Source organism: Mesorhizobium sp. M7A.F.Ca.US.005.03.2.1, from assembly GCF_003997795.1.
Classification (GTDB): Bacteria; Pseudomonadota; Alphaproteobacteria; order Rhizobiales; family Rhizobiaceae; genus Mesorhizobium; species Mesorhizobium ciceri.
Window position 1 is genome coordinate 1 of sequence record NZ_RZRP01000039.1, and the last position, 16,711, is coordinate 16,711.

The 16,711-nt window shown below is 63.2% G+C and carries 19 protein-coding genes and 1 tRNA gene; 9 read left to right on the plus strand and 11 right to left on the minus strand.

The window, feature by feature from the left end:
* The 9 genes from EN991_RS04130 to EN991_RS04175 all read right to left on the minus strand — a co-directional run.
* The coding region (locus EN991_RS04130; protein ID WP_164768858.1) for a universal stress protein at positions 1–1,359 on the minus strand (1,359 nt) is incomplete at its 3' end.
* A 54-nt stretch (positions 1,360–1,413) separates the two neighbouring features.
* The gene (kdpC, locus tag EN991_RS04135) at positions 1,414–1,980 is read right to left on the minus strand and encodes a potassium-transporting ATPase subunit KdpC (protein ID WP_063168981.1); all 567 of its coding nucleotides are present in this window, start codon (positions 1,978–1,980) and stop codon (positions 1,414–1,416) included.
* Between the two features lie 74 nt (positions 1,981–2,054).
* A complete protein-coding gene (gene kdpB, locus EN991_RS04140) occupies positions 2,055–4,148 on the minus strand; it encodes a potassium-transporting ATPase subunit KdpB (protein ID WP_063168982.1) in 2,094 nt (697 codons plus the stop codon).
* Positions 4,145–4,342 (minus strand): hypothetical protein, encoded by a 198-nt coding sequence (locus EN991_RS04145; protein ID WP_245460893.1) that lies wholly within the window; start codon positions 4,340–4,342, stop codon positions 4,145–4,147. Before EN991_RS04145 ends, kdpB begins: the two co-directional genes overlap by 4 nt.
* A gap of 25 nt (positions 4,343–4,367) precedes the next feature.
* Positions 4,368–6,071: a potassium-transporting ATPase subunit KdpA gene (kdpA, locus tag EN991_RS04150; protein ID WP_127368207.1), complete on the minus strand. Its 1,704-nt coding sequence runs from the start codon at positions 6,069–6,071 to the stop codon at positions 4,368–4,370.
* Between the two features lie 20 nt (positions 6,072–6,091).
* Positions 6,092–6,181, minus strand: coding sequence for a K(+)-transporting ATPase subunit F (locus EN991_RS04155; protein ID WP_032808122.1), 90 nt, complete (start codon positions 6,179–6,181; stop codon positions 6,092–6,094).
* A 447-nt stretch (positions 6,182–6,628) separates the two neighbouring features.
* On the minus strand, positions 6,629–6,931 hold the full coding sequence (locus EN991_RS04165) for a DUF982 domain-containing protein (protein WP_013529642.1): 303 nt from the start codon (positions 6,929–6,931) through the stop codon (positions 6,629–6,631).
* A gap of 260 nt (positions 6,932–7,191) precedes the next feature.
* A complete protein-coding gene (locus tag EN991_RS04170; protein WP_127368209.1) occupies positions 7,192–7,416 on the minus strand; it encodes an alkylphosphonate utilization protein in 225 nt (74 codons plus the stop codon).
* Between the two features lie 112 nt (positions 7,417–7,528).
* A tRNA-Ser gene (locus EN991_RS04175) sits at positions 7,529–7,618 on the minus strand.
* A gap of 361 nt (positions 7,619–7,979) precedes the next feature.
* On the opposite strand from EN991_RS04175, the gene EN991_RS04180 reads away from it, so the two are divergent.
* The 5 genes from EN991_RS04180 to EN991_RS04200 all read left to right on the plus strand — a co-directional run bounded on the left by EN991_RS04180 (position 7,980) and on the right by EN991_RS04200 (position 11,774).
* Positions 7,980–8,684 carry a hypothetical protein gene (locus EN991_RS04180; RefSeq protein WP_245322014.1) on the plus strand — a complete coding sequence of 235 codons (705 nt, stop codon included), beginning with the start codon at positions 7,980–7,982 and terminating at the stop codon, positions 8,682–8,684.
* A gap of 306 nt (positions 8,685–8,990) precedes the next feature.
* Positions 8,991–9,314, plus strand: a complete 324-nt coding sequence (locus tag EN991_RS04185; RefSeq protein WP_024502789.1) for a hypothetical protein — start codon at positions 8,991–8,993, stop codon at positions 9,312–9,314.
* Between the two features lie 32 nt (positions 9,315–9,346).
* Entirely contained in the window at positions 9,347–10,012 is a 666-nt protein-coding gene (msrA, locus tag EN991_RS04190; protein ID WP_013529638.1) for a peptide-methionine (S)-S-oxide reductase MsrA, read from the plus strand.
* A 195-nt stretch (positions 10,013–10,207) separates the two neighbouring features.
* Complete coding sequence (locus EN991_RS04195; RefSeq protein ID WP_013529637.1) at positions 10,208–11,197, plus strand: BMP family ABC transporter substrate-binding protein; 990 nt, start codon at positions 10,208–10,210, stop codon at positions 11,195–11,197.
* A 115-nt stretch (positions 11,198–11,312) separates the two neighbouring features.
* On the plus strand, positions 11,313–11,774 hold the full coding sequence (locus EN991_RS04200; RefSeq protein ID WP_013529636.1) for a GNAT family N-acetyltransferase: 462 nt from the start codon (positions 11,313–11,315) through the stop codon (positions 11,772–11,774).
* Here EN991_RS04200 and EN991_RS04205 read toward each other — a convergent pair.
* Positions 11,769–12,164: a hypothetical protein gene (locus EN991_RS04205; RefSeq protein WP_127368211.1), complete on the minus strand. Its 396-nt coding sequence runs from the start codon at positions 12,162–12,164 to the stop codon at positions 11,769–11,771. The two genes, EN991_RS04200 and EN991_RS04205, sit on opposite strands and share 6 nt — an antisense overlap.
* A 23-nt stretch (positions 12,165–12,187) precedes the next feature.
* The gene (locus EN991_RS04210; RefSeq protein WP_013529634.1) at positions 12,188–12,397 is read right to left on the minus strand and encodes a SlyX family protein; all 210 of its coding nucleotides are present in this window, start codon (positions 12,395–12,397) and stop codon (positions 12,188–12,190) included.
* A 227-nt stretch (positions 12,398–12,624) separates the two neighbouring features.
* On the opposite strand from EN991_RS04210, the gene EN991_RS04215 reads away from it, so the two are divergent.
* The 4 genes from EN991_RS04215 to cdd all read left to right on the plus strand — a co-directional run.
* The gene (locus EN991_RS04215; RefSeq protein WP_013529633.1) at positions 12,625–14,157 is read left to right on the plus strand and encodes an ABC transporter ATP-binding protein; all 1,533 of its coding nucleotides are present in this window, start codon (positions 12,625–12,627) and stop codon (positions 14,155–14,157) included.
* On the plus strand, positions 14,154–15,293 hold the full coding sequence (locus tag EN991_RS04220; RefSeq protein WP_024502793.1) for an ABC transporter permease: 1,140 nt from the start codon (positions 14,154–14,156) through the stop codon (positions 15,291–15,293). The genes EN991_RS04215 and EN991_RS04220 overlap by 4 nt, the downstream gene beginning before the upstream one ends.
* Before the next feature lies 1 nt (position 15,294).
* Positions 15,295–16,266, plus strand: coding sequence for an ABC transporter permease (locus tag EN991_RS04225; protein ID WP_024502794.1), 972 nt, complete (start codon positions 15,295–15,297; stop codon positions 16,264–16,266).
* A gap of 55 nt (positions 16,267–16,321) precedes the next feature.
* Positions 16,322–16,711, plus strand: a 390-nt coding sequence (cdd, locus tag EN991_RS04230) for a cytidine deaminase (RefSeq protein ID WP_127368212.1), incomplete at its 3' end; no start/stop codon positions are given.

Consider the following 16,711-nt stretch of genomic DNA (forward strand, 5'->3'; position numbering starts at 1 on the left):
ATACAGAGCCGGCCACAGGCCGCCGGTCACCGCCGATGCCAGCACCCCGATGAGCAGAATGATCGCCAGATTGCGAACGTCGAGAAACTGATCGAGAAGGACGGCGAAGGCGAGCGAGCCGATGACAAAGGCCGTCGCCTTGAGATAGGGCCAGATTTCGAACTGCCACTGCTCGTCGGCCGCCTTGACGCTCCGCGACGCCGCCTCGGTGCCGCGTTCGCTTCCCGAAATGACATGGACGCTGATATCGCCGGCATTGCGGATGAGATCGTAGGTGAGCGAGCCTTCGATCAATTCGCGCCAGCGCGACCGGGTCGGCCTGCCGACGACGATATGGGTAAAATTGTTCGCCGTCGCATAACGCACGATGTCCTGCGCCACATTCTGACCCGGAATGGTCGTCACCTCGGCGCCAAGCTGCTGGGCAAGGCGCAGGTTCGTCGCCAGCCGGTCCTTGTCATTCTCGGGCATGCTGGCCGAGCGCGTGCTGTCGACGTGCAGCGCCGTCCACGGCGCACGCAGCCGGTCGGCCAGCCTGCGCGCATAGCGCACGCGGGCCGCTCCTCCAGGTCGCGCGTCGAGGCAGACGAGGACCCTTTCGCCTGCCGCCCACGGTCCTGGAATGGCGTGCGCCTGCATATGGATGAGCAACTGGTCGTCGACACGCTGCGCGGTGCGGCGCAGCGCCAGTTCCCTGAGCGCCGTCAGATTGCCCGGCGAGAAATAGTTCTCGATCGCGCGCTGCGCGGTGTTGGGGAAATAGACCTTGCCTTCCTCGAGCCGCTTGATCAGGTCGTCGGGGGTGAGATCGATGATCTCGACATCGTCGGCCTGGTCGATGATGGAATCGGGAACCGTCTCGCGAACCCTGACCTTGGTGATCTGGGCGACGACGTCGTTCAGGCTTTCGACATGCTGGATGTTAAGCGTCGTATAGACGTCGATGCCGTGCGTCAGGATCTCCTGGACGTCGAGGTAGCGCTTGGGGTGGCGGCTGCCGGGCGCGTTGGTGTGGGCGAGCTCGTCGACAAGAACCAGCGCCGGGCGCCGGGCGAGGATGGCGTCGATATCCATCTCGTCGAGGATACGCCCCTTGTAGTCGACCTTGCGGCGGGGAATGACCTCATAGCCCTCGACCAGGGCCGTTGTTTCCTTGCGGCCATGCGTCTCGACGACGCCGATCACCACATCCACGCCGTCGGCCAGCCTGGCGCGGCCCGACATCAGCATCTCATAGGTTTTGCCGACGCCCGGTGCCGCGCCGAGGAAAATTCTCAGGCGGCCGCGACCCTCCCGCTCGGCATGGTCAAGCAGTGCGTCGGGCGAGGGTCTGGTGTCGCTGCTTCTGTCGTCAGGCATCGGGATCGATCATGGATGGCGCCGGGGGTACTGTCGATCCCCGGCCGCCGCCATTCACTCTTTCGCTACGTCCAGCGCAAGGTTGAGGCCAAGCACATTGACCACAGGCTCGCCCATGAAGCCGAGTTCCCTGCCCTCGACTTGGGCATCGACAAGCGCCTTGACCCTGGCTTCCTCGATGCCCCTGGCCTTGGCCACCCGAGCGACCTGGAAGTAGGCGGCTTCCGGGCTGATGTCGGGATCGAGGCCACTGCCGGACGTCGTCACCAGATCCATCGGAACAGGCTGGTTCGGGTTTTCCGCTTTCAACTTCTCGGCGTCGCCCTTGATGCGGTCGATCAGCTTGGGACTGGTCGGGCCGAGATTGCTGCCGCTCGAGGAGGCTGCATTGTAGCCGTCGCCGGCAGCCGAAGGGCGGCCGTGGAAATACTTGTCGCTGGCAAACCCCTGGCCGATCGATTCGGAGCCGATGATCTTGCCGTCCCTCTCGACCAGGCTGCCATTGGCCTGCCGCGGAAACAGCGCCTGGGCGATGCCGGTCATGCCCAGGGGATAGATCAGGCCGGTCAGGACCGTGAAGAAGACGATCATGATGATCGCGGGTCTTATCTGGGTGAGCATGGAGATGTTCCTCAAAGCAATTCCAGGAAAAGTGTGAAGCGGTTTTCCCTAGGGAATTGCGTTAAAACAAAGAGTTAAGCGAGGCCAAGCGTGGTGACGATCATGTCGATCGCCTTGATGCCGACGAAAGGCACGATGAGGCCGCCGAGGCCGTAGACGAGAAGATTGCGGCTGAGCAGCGCGCCGGCGCCGATGGCCCGATATTTGACGCCCTTCAGCGACAGCGGGATCAGCGCGATGATGATCAGCGCGTTGAAGATGATGGCCGACAGGATGGCACTCTGCGGCGTCGCCAGATGCATGACGTTGAGTGCCTGCAGCGGACCGGTCGTCTGTCCCGGTGCGACGTAGAAGACGGCGAACATCGCCGGGATGATGGCGAAATATTTGGCGACGTCGTTGGCGATCGAGAAGGTCGTCAGCGAACCCCGCGTCATCAAGAGCGCCTTGCCGATCTCGACGATCTCGATGAGCTTGGTCGGATCGCTGTCGAGATCGATCATGTTGCCGGCCTCGCGGGCGGCGACCGTGCCGGTGTTCATGGCGACACCGACATCGGCTTGCGCGAGGGCCGGCGCATCGTTGGTGCCGTCGCCGCACATGGCAACCAGCTTGCCCTTGGCCTGTTCGTCGCGGATCAGCTTCAGCTTGTCCTCCGGTGTGGCCTGGGCGAGGAAGTCGTCGACGCCGGCTTCCGCGGCGATCGCCGCCGCCGTCATCGGGTTGTCGCCGGTGATCATCACCGTGCGGATGCCCATGCGGCGCAGTTCGGTGAAGCGCTCCCTGATGCCGCCCTTGACGATGTCCTTGAGGTGGATGACGCCGAGCAGGCGGCCGTCGCGTTCGACCGCCAGCGGCGTGCCGCCGGACTTGGCGATCTCGTCGGCGATGGCCTGGAGATCCCTGACGGTATCGCTGCCGGGCCGCGTGGCATGGGCTGCGACCGTCGATTGGTTGACATGGGCAAGCACGGAATCCACGGCGCCCTTGCGCACCGACGAACCATCGATGTCGACGCCGCTCATACGGGTCTGTGCTGTGAAGGGCACGAAGGTGGCGTGCAGCGTTGCCATGTCGCGGGCGCGGATGGCGTATTTCTCCTTGGCCAGCACGACGATGGAACGGCCTTCCGGCGTTTCGTCGGCGAGCGAGGCAAGCTGGGCCGCGTCGGCCAGTTCCTGTTCGGTGACGCCCTTGACCGGGCGGAACTGCGTCGCCTGGCGGTTGCCGAGCGTGATCGTGCCGGTCTTGTCGAGCAGCAGCGTGTCGACGTCGCCTGCGGCTTCCACGGCGCGACCCGACATGGCCAGCACGTTGAATCGCACCAGGCGGTCCATCCCGGCGATGCCGATGGCCGAAAGCAGCGCCCCGATCGTGGTCGGGATCAAGGTGACGAACAGCGCCACCAGAACGGTCACCGAAATGTAGCCGCCCGAATAGGAAGCAAAACTCGGGATCGTCGCGGTGGCCAGCACGAAGATCAGCGTCATGCCGACGAGCAGGATGTTGAGCGCGATCTCGTTCGGCGTCTTCTGGCGCTCCGCACCTTCGACCAGCGAGATCATGCGGTCGAGGAAGGTGTGGCCGGAAGCCGCCGTGATGCGCACGCGAACCCAGTCGGACAGCACCTGCGTGCCGCCGGTGACCGCCGAACGATCGCCGCCGGATTCGCGGATCACCGGCGCGGATTCGCCCGTGATCGCGGCCTCGTTGACCGAAGCGACGCCTTCGATCACTTCGCCGTCGGACGGGATGATGTCGCCGGCCTCGACCAGCACGGCATCGCCGACCTTGAGGCTGGTGCCGGGCACAAGTTTGTATTTGGTGCGGTCTTCACCGGTTAAAAGCTTGGCCTTGGTCTCGGTGCGTGCCTTGCGCAGCGAATCCGCCTGCGCCTTGCCGCGGCCTTCTGCGACCGCTTCGGCGAAGTTGGCGAACAGCACGGTGAACCAAAGCCAGATGATGATCTGCAGCGTGAAGCCGAGATTGCCGCCGCCGGAGACCAGGTCCTTGACGAACAGCACGGTGGTGAGCGCCGAGACGACGGCAACGACGAACATCACCGGGTTCCTGGCCAGCGTGCGCGGGTCGAGCTTGCGGAAGGCGCCGCCGATGGCGGGAAGCAGGATGCTGGCATCCATGATGCTGGCTGATTTCGAGTTGCTCATTTTGAAGCTCCGGCTTCGGTGTTGTTGGACGGCACCGGATGATCGGATGCCGAAAAGAGATGGGGCGGCCCGTAGGCCAGCAGCCAGAGGACGAGCATGACTGCCGCAAGGCCGAGAAACGTCGACAGGGTCGGGGAAGGAGGAGGTCCCTCCTCCTTTCCGTGATCGTCCCTGTGGGCGACCTTGCGGCGCATGGCATTGAACCACGACATGGCGGTCTCAGAAGGTCTGCCCGTGAGCCATCGCCAGGTGCTCGATGATCGGCCCGACGGCGAGCGCGGGGAAGAAGGTGAGGCCACCGACGATCAGGATGACGCCGATCAGCAGCCCGACGAACAGCGGGCCGTCGGTCGGGAAGGTGCCGGCGGAGGCCGGAACCGTTTTCTTCGCCACCAGCGAGCCGGCAATGGCCAGCGCCGAGATGATGACCAGGAAGCGGCCCATCAGCATGCCGATGCCGATGGTGATGTTGTACCAGGGCGTGTTGCCGCTGAGGCCGCCAAAGGCCGAACCGTTGTTGGCCGCCGCCGACGTGTAGGCATAGAGGACCTCGGAGAAGCCGTGCGGGCCGGCATTGCCCATCGACGCCACGCCGGTCGGCAGCACGACGGCGATGGCCGTGAAGATCAGCATCGCCAGCGGCAGGCACAATATGGCCAGCATCGCCATCTTGACCTCCTTGGCCTCGATCTTCTTGCCGAGATATTCGGGCGTGCGACCGACCATCAGGCCGGCGACGAAGACGGCGACGACGATGTACATCAGGATGCCGTAGAGGCCCGCGCCGACACCGCCGACGATGACTTCGCCAAGCTGCATGTTGATGATCGGGATCATGCCGCCGAGCGCCGTGAACGAGCCGTGCATGGCGTTGACAGCGCCGCAGGAAGCGGCCGTGGTGATGACGGCAAACAGCGCCGACAAGGCGATGCCGAAACGTGTCTCCTTGCCCTCCATGTTGCCGCCGTCGATGCCCAGCGCATGCACCAGCGGGTTGCCGGCGGCTTCCGCCCAGTAGCAGATGGCGACACCGGCGATGAACATGACGCCCATGGCCGAGAGGATCGCCCAGCCCTGGCGCTGGTTGCCGATCATGCGGCCGAAGACATTGGTCAAGGCGGCGCCGATGGCGAAGATCGACACCATCTGGATCAGGTTGGAGATCGCGTCGGGGTTCTCGAACGGGTGCGCGGCATTGGCGTTGAAGAAGCCGCCGCCATTGGTGCCGAGCATCTTGATGGCCACCTGCGAAGCGACCGGGCCGACGGCGATGGTCTGCTGCGCGCCTTCGAGCGTCGTGGCGTTGACATAGGCGCCCAGCGTCTGCGGCATGCCGAGCCAGACATAGGCCAGCGTCAGCACGACGCAGAACGGCAGCAGCAAATAGAGTGTGGAGCGGGTCATATCGACCCAGAAATTGCCGATCGACTTGCCCGAAGCCCGGGCAAAGCCGCGGATCAGCGCGATGGCTATGGCAATGCCCGTGGCCGCCGAAACGAAGTTCTGCACCGTCAGCCCAGCCATCTGCACGAGATAGGACATCGTGCTCTCGCCACCATAGTTCTGCCAGTTGGTGTTGGTCATGAAGCTGGCGGCGGTGTTGAAGGCGAGCCCTGGTTCAACCGCTGTCATGCCGGCCGGGTTGTAGGGCAGGCTGCCCTGCAGGCGCTGCAGGGCGTAGAGCACCAGGAAGCCGGCAAGGTTGAAGAGCAGCAGGGCGACCGCATAGGTGGTCCAGTGCTGTTCCTCGCGTTCGCTGGTTCCGCAAACACGGTACAGCCCGCGCTCGAGCGGGCCAAAGACGGGCGAGAGCAGCGTCCGGTCGCCGTTGAAGACGCGGTGCATGTAGCCGCCGAGCGGCTTCACCAGCAATATGACGATCCCGCAATAGACCAGGATCTGTATCCAACCGTTCAGTGTCATGGCTGTGGCTTTCCGTGCCTTCAGAAGCGTTCTGGACGAACGAGGGCGTATGTCAGGTAGGCGAGCAGGAACAGCGTAACGCCGCCACCAAGAATATAGTCGACGATCATTTTTTCAGCCTCGCTCTAGAGCGCGTCACAAGCTTTGATGTAGGCGAAACAAAGGGCGAAGAACAAAATTCCGATCCCGATAACGGCTATATCCATTGTGTTTATTCCTGTTGTTCTTTTGTACTTTGCGAATTTGACAGGGGATTTCGCAATATATCGGAAGTGGCCCGTCGCATCTTTGACGACGGAACCGGCTGTGTGAGGGGAATATGGACCCGATCGCCATAAAGGTTCGAGACGGGGCGCAGTGGAAAGAAATAGGAATTTCATAAAGATTTTTGCGCGGGCTCTTCCCAACACTCCACGCAGGGGATTGTCGCGCAAGGCAGGTGGCCAGCCACAGGATTGCGATTTGCTTGCGAGCTGCCGGAAACGGGAAAGCCCGGCTGGGGCCAGCCGGGCCTTCTATGGTGGTGTGGCTTTAGCCGCCACGGAGGGTATCGATCTTCAGGCGGCGTAGCCGCCATAGCCACGCGCAACGGCGTGCACGCCCGCCACCGGCTCGAGGTCCGGCCACAGGATACAAGAAGCTTGCGCAAACTGGACGAGCGCGTGGCGGGCCTGCTCGATGGTCACATAGCCTGGGATGGCGAGTTCACATGCTTCCACCGCGTTGCGGTAGAGCGGGCCGCGGCGGGAGGTCGTCCAATTGGTGAGGAAGTCGTGCATTTCGGCCAGCGACGCAATCTCGCGTTTGAAGCCAAGGCCGACCGAGAGTGCGACCGGGGAATGAAACAGCTTGTCGTGCATGAAGCGGGCTCCTGGTTTTTTTGCGCGCTTGGAGAGATATCCGGCGGGTCCGCGAACGAGACGCGGTGAAACGCGCAACAAGGCAGGAGGTTCCAAGCTTGGGTCTTGGCGGTTTTTTGATTGTGCCTGGTCGGCGAAATTATCAATTTCGCAGCGCAACGATCGTGTGCCGGACGCTCAACGGCTCCGCAGTCCACTTGGCGACGGCAGGCTCTCCAAAATCCCGAAGGAGCCATCGAGATCGCTTGCCGCCCTGAGGCTCACGCCTTCTTCACGAACTCGGTCTTGAGCACCAGGCCTTTCACTTGCTTGGTGCTGCATTCGATCTCGCCGGGATTGCCGTTCAGGCGGATAGCCTTCACCAACGTGCCGCGCTTGATCGTTTCCGAAGTGCCTTTGACTTTGAGGTCCTTGATCAGCGTGACGGAATCGCCGTCATTCAATTGAGCGCCATTGCTGTCGCGCACGATTACATCGTTCGGCATGCCATCTCCTGTGATTGGCAGGTTTTTAGGGCAGAGCGCGGCGGGATGTTTACCGCCCTGCTTCGCGCAAAGGCTCGGGCTTGTCCTGCGAAGCTCGTAGAGCGAAGCAGGATGGCGGAGAGAGCGGGATTCGAACCCGCGTTACGGTCTCCCGTAAACACACTTTCCAGGCGTGCGCCTTCAACCACTCGGCCACCTCTCCGTCCATGCATGTCGCGTCGGCCGGTTTTGCCGCGCGGGTTGGGGAGATGCACCTCCCTTGGGGAAAGACGGAACTTTCGCCATCGGCGTCGCCAACCAGCAAACGCCTTCCCCTGCACCTGAGCCGTCGAAGCAACAGGCGCGGGGCTCATCTAGTCGATCCGACGGCGAATGCCAAGCCATAACGGCAGTCTATTCGCTTTGCCGGCCACACAGTGTTTCACGAGGCCGCCGGCATGCCCGTTTTTGCGGGCGCCGCCGCTGCAATGGTGTGCACAGGCAGGACCGCAGGGACGGCCGCCCTTGACTTCCCCCGGAGTTGCCTGTCGGGTGCCGAGGCTTTGCGAGGGCATTGTGCGGACATGACATCGAGCAATGGACAGACGCCAGTCAGGCGGCCGGACAGCGGGCTGTCCTTCGTGCCGGTGGGCTGGCTTGTCTTCGTCATGGCGTGGTCGGTCTACGGCCTGATCTCCGTCTGGCCCGCGGTCGGCGCCACCGGCCTGCCAGACAGCGTGCTTTACCTTATCTATGGCGGGCTCGTCGTCGACATCGTCACCATCCTGTGGGGGCTTTACCTGCTCGGCCTCGCCTTCGGCCGCTCGGCCCGCTTCCCGCGCCAGTTCACGATCTGGCAGATTGCCATAATCGTCGGGCTGCTGGTCATCCATGCCTATGCCCCTACGGTGCCGGGATTCGTCTTCTCGGGCCAGGCGCTTGTCATCACCGGCGCCGAAATCGCCATCGGCGCGCTCTGCATCTATCTGCTGCGCCATGGATCCGAAGCCGATGCCGTTTATGTCAATCCGAAAACCGAGAGCCCATCGGCCTTCGTCTCGGTCATCGCCGCGCTGCTCGGCATCGTCCTGGGCGCGGTCATCGGCGCCGTGGGCGGATTCGCCATCGGCTCGCTGATCGCCGATGCCACCGAGATGAGCTGTTTCGAGGGCGCCTGCGGCTATTTCGCCGTGTTCACCGGCCTGGCCGGTCTGGTGATCGGCGCCATCGGCGGCGGCGTTTTTGCTGTCTGGCGTGTCCACCGGCACAAAAGGAAGCCGGCCGCATAATTCGCGCGGGCAACAAATCCGGGTTCACACGGTCTTTGGAGACTTCGCCGGCAAGTCGGTTTGCGAGCACCAAACGCAAAAACCCGCCTGTGCGGCGGGTCATCGGCGCAAGTCAACGCCATACCGAAATTATTAGCATAGCTGCCCTCACATGTCAATGAAAAGCGACCCGACCGACTGTCGTCCGGCCCTCCGTTGACCTGAGTTTGGAGTCTGCAAATTCGCGTATGGCGATTGCGATCCAGCCATGCGCATTCTATCTCTGAAAAGCCCCTCGGGAGAGGACCAGCCCGGAGGAGGGTTCTGATGTTTCGCTTCGTCTTTCGTCTTGCCGCAATGATCGCGCTGTCGATTTCCGTCATCATGGCGGTGCTCGACGCGACACGCACAGTGGCGGCCTCCGTGCTGGTGCTGACCCCGCTCAACAGCAGTTGGCTGGCGGTCTCGCCCGACACGCGGGCCGCCTTCGAGACCTTCATCCGAACCAAGACCAGCCCGCTGCTGTGGGATGGCGCCATCGCCTGGGTGCTGAACCAGCCGGGCTTCGCCGTGTTCGCGGTGCTGGCTTTCCTGCTCTATGCGATAGGCTACAGGCGGCAACGTCGCGCCGGACAGTTCGTCGCAAACTGATCCGCTTTCCGCGAAGAGAGGGAAACCCGCGCATGTTCTTTCTCAGCGATATGCTGAACAAGAAGCTCAATCTGCCGAAGCCCTCCGAGGCCCTGCCGGGCCGCGCCAGGGCGATCCCGACCGCATCCAGGCACAAGGTCTTGAAAAGACCGCTCAAGGGTCCTTATCCCGAGGGGCTGGAGACGGCCATGTTCGGGCTCGGCTGCTTCTGGGCTGCGGAGCGGCTGTTCTGGCAGATCGAAGGCGTCTGGGTCACCGCGGCCGGCTATGCCGGCGGCTTCACGCCCAATCCGACCTATCAGGAGACCTGCACCGGGCTAACCGGTCATGCCGAAGCGGTGCTGGTGGTCCATGACCCCGGGATCGTCTCCTATGCTGGGCTTCTGAAGCTGTTCTGGGAAAGCCACGATCCCACGCAGGGCATGCGCCAGGGCAATGATGTCGGCACCGCCTATCGTTCAGCGATCTACACGAGCGACGAGGCGCAACTGTTGGCGGCGAGCGCCTCGCGCGATGCGTATGAGACCTCGCTGCGCGGTGCCGGCCACGGCAGGATCACCACCGAGATCGCCCCGGCGGCCGAATTCTACTTCGCCGAAGCCGATCACCAGCAATATCTGGCGAAGAACCCTTACGGCACGTGCAACCTCAAAGGCACCGGTGTCGCTTGCGCCATCCCTGCCGCCGCCTCCGCCTGACACAAGCTGCGGTGCGGCTTGCCCGCACCAAGCTTTTCCAAAAGGTCAAAATTCCGCGTGAATTTTGTTTCGGGCCATGCCAGATTGCCGCCGAGCGGGAGGGAATACACTCCTGGCTGACGTCGCATGCCTGCCGGAGAACCGGGCCGGCATGCGGTGCGTAACGGAAAAAATAACCGACAGGGTGTGGATCACATGAAACGTATCGTTCTCGGCCTCCTGGCCGCAACCGCAATGGTTCTTCCGGCTTTCGCCGCGGATGTCCAGCCGGCCATCCTCTATGATCTCGGCGGCAAATTCGATAAATCCTTCAACGAGGCTGCCTATCACGGCGCCGAGAAATTCAAGACGGAAACCGGCACGGCCTACGTCGAATTCGAGGTCTCCAATGCCTCGCAGCGTGAGCAGGCGCTGCGCCGCTTCGCCGAGGACGGCCACAACCCGATCGTCATGGCCGGCTTCGCCTGGGAGGATGCACTGAAGAAGGTCGCGGCCGAATATCCCGATCTCAACTTCGCCATCATCGACGACGCCGTCGACATGCCCAATGTCCGCTCGCTGGTATTCAAGGAAAACGAAGGCTCCTATCTCGTCGGCATCATGGCGGCGATGGCCTCGAAGTCGAAGAAGGTCTCCTTCGTCGGCGGCATGGACATCCCGCTGATCCGCAAGTTCGAATGCGGCTATGTCGGCGGTGCCAAATCGGCCGGCGCGACCGATGTCATCCAGAACATGACGGGTGACACGCCGGCTGCCTGGAACGATCCGGCCAAGGGCGGCGAGATCGCCAAGACGCAGATCGACCAGGGCTCCGACGTGGTCTATGCCGCGGCAGGCGGCACCGGCGTCGGCGTGCTGCAGGCGGCGGCAGATGCCGGCAAGCTCGGCATCGGCGTCGATTCCAACCAGAACGGCCTGCAGCCCGGCAAGGTACTGACCTCGATGCTGAAGCGCGTAGACGTCGCCGTCTACACCGCCTTCATGGACGGCAAGAACGGCACCTTCAAGGGCGGCGTCGAGAATCTCGGCCTCAAGGAAGGCGGCGTCGACTACGCCATGGACGAAAACAACAAGGCGCTGGTGACGGACGAGATGAAGGCGGCCGTCGAAAAAGCCAAGGCCGACATCATTGCCGGCAAGGTCGAAGTACACGACTATACGACTGACAACGCCTGCCCCTATTGAGCGGCACGAACACACAGCCATGATCTGCAAACCGCCGGGCGCCAGCCCGGCGGTTTTGCCTTTACCGGATCGAGCGAAACCTTCGCTCCGTGCCGGACACCGTTTCGAGATACAGATGCAGCCGACGATCGGACCCATGGGCGAGCACGACGTAGCAGCGGTCGCGCAACTGCGCCTGTCTGCCTTTTTCGAGGGAACCGGAAGGACTCTCGGGGAAGATGCTGCAGGGCTTCGCGACTTGATCGCCGGTGACGGTTTCGAGGCGGCATTCGTGGCCCGGATCGGCGACACCCCGGTCGGGACATGCCTGCTGGTCCGCCACGAATTGGAGCCCGCGCATGATCTGACGCCATGGCTGGCCGGGTTGGTTGTCGATGCAAGGTATCGACGCCAAGGCATCGCCACCGCGCTGGTCAAGGCAACGGAAGCCCATGCGGCGTCACGGGGCGTCGAGATGCTCTATCTCTACACATGGGATGCGCGTGGTTTCTACGCGGCCCTCGGCTGGAACATCGTTGAGATATGCAGTTCGGACGGCGAGACGATGGCTCTGATGTCTCGCCGGCCTCGCCTATAGCAGCTTCGCGACGAGACAACCGAGCGCGAACGCCACCATCAGTCCGGCGGCAACCACAAATCCACGCCGGCCGCCCAGCGCGTGGACGCCGACGCCGTATGGCCGCTGCGACAGGCTTCGGATCACGGTTGGCGGCCTGGCGTCGCTCAGGCCAGAACTACGCATCTGCGGCAGGTCGCCAATGCGCTGCGTGATCTGCTTCCAGCGCTCTTCGCCATCCCCCGGTTCGGCACGGTCGAAGACGTGCATGCGCTCGGCAAGTCGCACGACCTCGTCGCGGAAGGCCGGGTCGATCTCCAGATCACGTTCGGCCCGTTCGCGCTCCGCATCGTTCATCAGGCCACGCACATAGTCGCTGGCCCGTGCAATGCGATCGCTTTCACTGGCCATGGCGTGCGCCCTTCCCTTTTTCCTCACCAGTGCGGCGGCTTGGTTACAGGCACTTCATCTCCCGTCTGCTCCTCCAGCGCCAGGAAGCGATCCGTCAGCGCGTCGAGCTTGCGCTGCATGCGCTCGATCACTTTCCACTGCTCGGCGATCTGGCCGGACAGTTCCTCGATGGTCTTCTCCTGCTCGGCGGCGCGGATTTCCAGCGTCGTCAGCCGGTCGGCGGGTATGGTCATGTGAATTCCCCAGTCTTCACCGCGATGTCTTGCGCCGCGATGTCTTGCGCCGCAATGCGAATTTCGGCTCCGTCATACTAGCGAATGTGAAGGCCCCGGCCACGTTGCAAATTGACAAGCGCACCGGGATTTGTCGAGAGTGAACCTGCTCCGCCAATTGGCACGGGCGGAGCGTCATGCTAGGCGTTTTGACCAAGCGATAAAAAAATAAGAGTGGGACAGGCTGCATGGCGCAAGCCGCAATCGAGTTGATCGGCATCAACAAGAGTTTTGGTGCGGTGCGCGCCAACCGGGACATCAATCTTGAGATCGGTCGCGGCACGATCCACGGCATTGTCGGCGAGAACGGCGCTGGCAAGTCGACGCTGATGTCGATCCTCTACGGCTTCTACCAGGCCGACAGCGGCGAGATCCGCGTTGGCGGCCAGCCGGCTTCGATCAAGACCCCCAATGACGCCATCGCGCTCGGCATCGGCATGGTGCATCAGCACTTCATGCTGGTCGACAATTTCACAGTGCTGGAGAACGTCATCCTCGGCGCCGAAAGCGATGCGCTCTTGAAGAAGAGCATCGCCAAGGCGCGCTCCGAACTGGAGCGGCTGGAGCGTGAATACGGGCTGGAAGTCGATCCCGATGCAATCATCGAGGAACTGCCGGTCGGCCTGCAGCAGCGTGTCGAGATCCTGAAGGCGCTCTATCGCGGCGCCGAGATCCTGATCCTCGACGAACCGACGGGCGTTTTGACGCCGGCCGAAGCCGACCATCTGTTCCGCATCCTTCGGCAGTTGAAGGACCAGGGCAAGACGGTGGTGCTGATCACCCACAAATTGCGCGAGATCATGGCCATCACCGACACGGTGTCGGTCATGCGCCAGGGCACGATGGTGGCGACGCGCGAGACCAGGAAGACGACTGTCGAGGAACTGGCCGAGCTGATGGTCGGCCGGCGCGTGCTCTTGCGGGTCGAGAAGGGCGAGGCAGAGGCCGGCGCCGTCAAGCTCGCAGTCAAGAACCTGACGGTCAGGGATACGCGCGGCGTCACCATGGTCGACGACATCTCCTTCGATATCAGGGCCGGCGAGATCGTCGGCATCGCCGGTGTCGCCGGCAACGGACAATCCGAACTGCTCGAGGCGATTTCCGGCATCAGGCGTGCCGTTTCCGGCTCGGTCATGCTGGATGGCAAGCCGATCGACCTGACCGGTGCCGCCGACCCCGGAGAGTTGCGCGACCGTGGCCTGGCGCATGTGCCGGAGGACCGCCATCACGTCGGGCTGGTGCTGGCCTTCGAGGAGAACGAGAATTCGATCCTCGGCTATCACGATGATCCCCGCTATTTGAAGGGGCCGTTCCTCAACATCGATGCCATCCGCAACGATGCCAGGGACAAGATCGCCAAATACGACATCCGCCCGGCCGACTGCCGGCTGAAGACCGCCAATTTCTCCGGCGGCAACCAGCAGAAGATCGTGCTGGCACGGGAGATGGAACAGGACCCGGGCGTGCTGATCGTCGGCCAGCCGACACGCGGCGTCGATGTCGGCGCCATCGAGTTCATCCACAAGCGCCTGATCGCCATGCGCGATCAGGGCAAGGCGGTGCTGGTGGTGTCGGTCGAGCTGGACGAGATCCGTTCGCTGTCCGACCGTATCCTGGTGATGTTTGCCGGCCGCATCGTCGGCGAGCGCGGCTCCGAAGCGACCGAGGGCGAGCTCGGCCTGCTGATGGCCGGCATCGAGCACCAGGAGGCAGCACTTTGAGCACGCCTTACGCCAAACTGCCGGCCTGGGCCGACTATGGCCTGATCCCGCTGATCAATCTGTTCGTCGCCTTCGTCGTCGCCGGCTTCGTCGTGCTTCTGGTCGGTGAGAATCCGTTGCGCGCCGCCGTCATCCTGGTCGAAGGCGCCTTCGGCAAAGGCACAGGCATCGCCTTCACCCTGTTTTATGCCACCACCTTCATCTTCACCGGGCTTTCGGTGGCGGTGGCCGCGCATTGCGGCCTGTTCAACATCGGCACCGAGGGGCAGGCCTACATCGCCGGCCTTGGCATCGCCATCGTCTGCCTGAGCTTCGACAGTACACTGCCGTGGTGGCTGACCTTCCCGCTGGCGATCATTGCTGCGGCGGCGGTGGGCGCATTGTGGGCGCTTATCCCGGCCTATCTGCAGGCCAAGCGCGGCTCGCACATCGTCATCACCACCATCATGTTCAACTTCATCGCCGCCTCGATCATGGTTTACCTGCTGGTCGGCCCGTTGAAGCCAGCCGCCTCGCAAGCGCCGCAGACGCGCAACTTCCTCGCCGGCGCGGAACTGCCCAAACTCAACTGGATCATCGAGCTGTTCGGCGCCAAGATCCGTTCGGCGCCGCTCAACGTCACCTTCCTGCTGGCGCTGGTCATGGCCTTCCTGGTCTGGCTGCTGATCTGGCGCACCAAGCTCGGCTACGAGATGCGCACCTACGGTCACAGCCCGAAGGCGGCACGCTATGCCGGCATTTCCGAAACCCGCATCATCATCACCGCCATGATGATCTCGGGCGCACTGGCCGGCATGATGGCGCTCAATCCGGTGATGGGCGATCAGCACAATGTCGCCATCGACTTCGTTTCCGGCGCCGGCTTCGTCGGCATCGCCGTGGCGCTGATGGGCCGCCTGCACCCTGTCGGCATCGTATTGGCGGCGGTCCTGTTCGGCATGCTCTACCAGGGCGGCGCCGAACTCGCCTTCGAGATGCCGGCAATCAGCCGCGACATGATCGTCATCATTCAAGGCCTGGTGATCCTGTTTGCCGGTGCCCTCGAGCACATGTTCCGGCCCTATATCCAGGCGCTGTTTGCCTCGTTCAGTCCGCGATCGGTCGGCATGGAAGCGGTCAAGGGGAAAGGTGCCTGAGATGGATGTGTTCAACGCGATCATCCAGACACTGGACTCCACCATCCGCCTCTCGGTGCCGCTGCTGCTTGCTTGCCTCGCCGGGCTCTATTCGGAACGCGCCGGCATCTTCGACATCGGCCTCGAAGGCAAGATGCTTGTCGGCGCCTTCGCCGGTGCGGCCGCAGCTTCCGTGTTCCATTCGGCCTTTCTCGGCCTCGGCATGGCGGTCGTGATCTCGGTCGCCTTCGCCATGATCCACGGCTTTGCCTCGATCACTCATCGCGGCAACCAGATCGTCTCCGGCGTGGCGATCAATTTCATCGCCGCCGGCTCAACCATCATCCTCGGCCAGGCCTGGTTCCAGCAGGGCGGGCGCACGCCGGCGCTGCAACCGGGCGAGCGCTTCGAGGCCATCACCTTGCCGGGCGCCGAGGCCATCCGCGACGTGCCGATCATCGGACCGGTCTATGCCGAACTCCTGTCGGGCCACTCGATCCTGGTCTATCTTGCCTTCCTGATGGTGCCGTTCACCTGGTGGGTGCTGTTTCGCACCCGCTTCGGCCTGCGCCTTCGCGCCGTCGGCGAGAACCCGGCCGCCGTCGACACCGCCGGCATCTCGGTCGCCTGGCTGCGCTACCGGGCGCTGATCTGCACCGGCATCCTCACCGGCATTGCCGGCGCCTACCTGTCGATGGTGCAAAATGGCGGCTTCGTGAAGGACATGACTGCCGGCAAGGGCTATATCGCGCTGGCAGCCTTGATCTTCGCCAAGTGGAAGCCGGTCAACGCCATGTTCGCCTGCCTGCTGTTTGGCTTCCTGGACGCAGCGTCGATCCGCCTGCAAGGATCCCCGCTGCCCATCATCGGCAAGGTGCCGGCGCAGTTCATGCAGGCGTTGCCCTACATCCTCACCGTCATCCTGCTCGCCGGCTTCATCGGCAAGGCCATTCCGCCACGCGCCGGCGGCGTGCCTTACGTCAAGGAACGTTGAGCGACGGGTCGGCTTTGCGCCGGGTTTTGAACACGATCATCGGAGAGAACGCTGAATGTCGCATGATCTGTTCGAGGCCGCCAAGGCCGCCATGGCCAAGGCCTACGCGCCCTATTCTAAGTTTCCGGTCGGCGCTGCCCTGCGCACCGAGGACGGTCGCGTCTTTACCGGCGCCAACATCGAAGTCGCCTCCTATCCGGAAGGCTGGTGCGCCGAGACCACGGCGCTCGGCCACTACATCATGGGCGGCGGCGGCAAGATCGTGGAAATCGCCGTGCTTGCCGAACGCATGGCCAAATGCTCGCCTTGCGGCGGCTGCCGCCAGCGGCTTGCCGAATTCTGCCGGCCGGAAACAAAGCTCTATCTCTGCGACAATGCGGGTGTGGCCGAAACCGTGACCATGGGCGACATGCTGCCTTACGGCGTCCGCGGCGATATTTTGAAA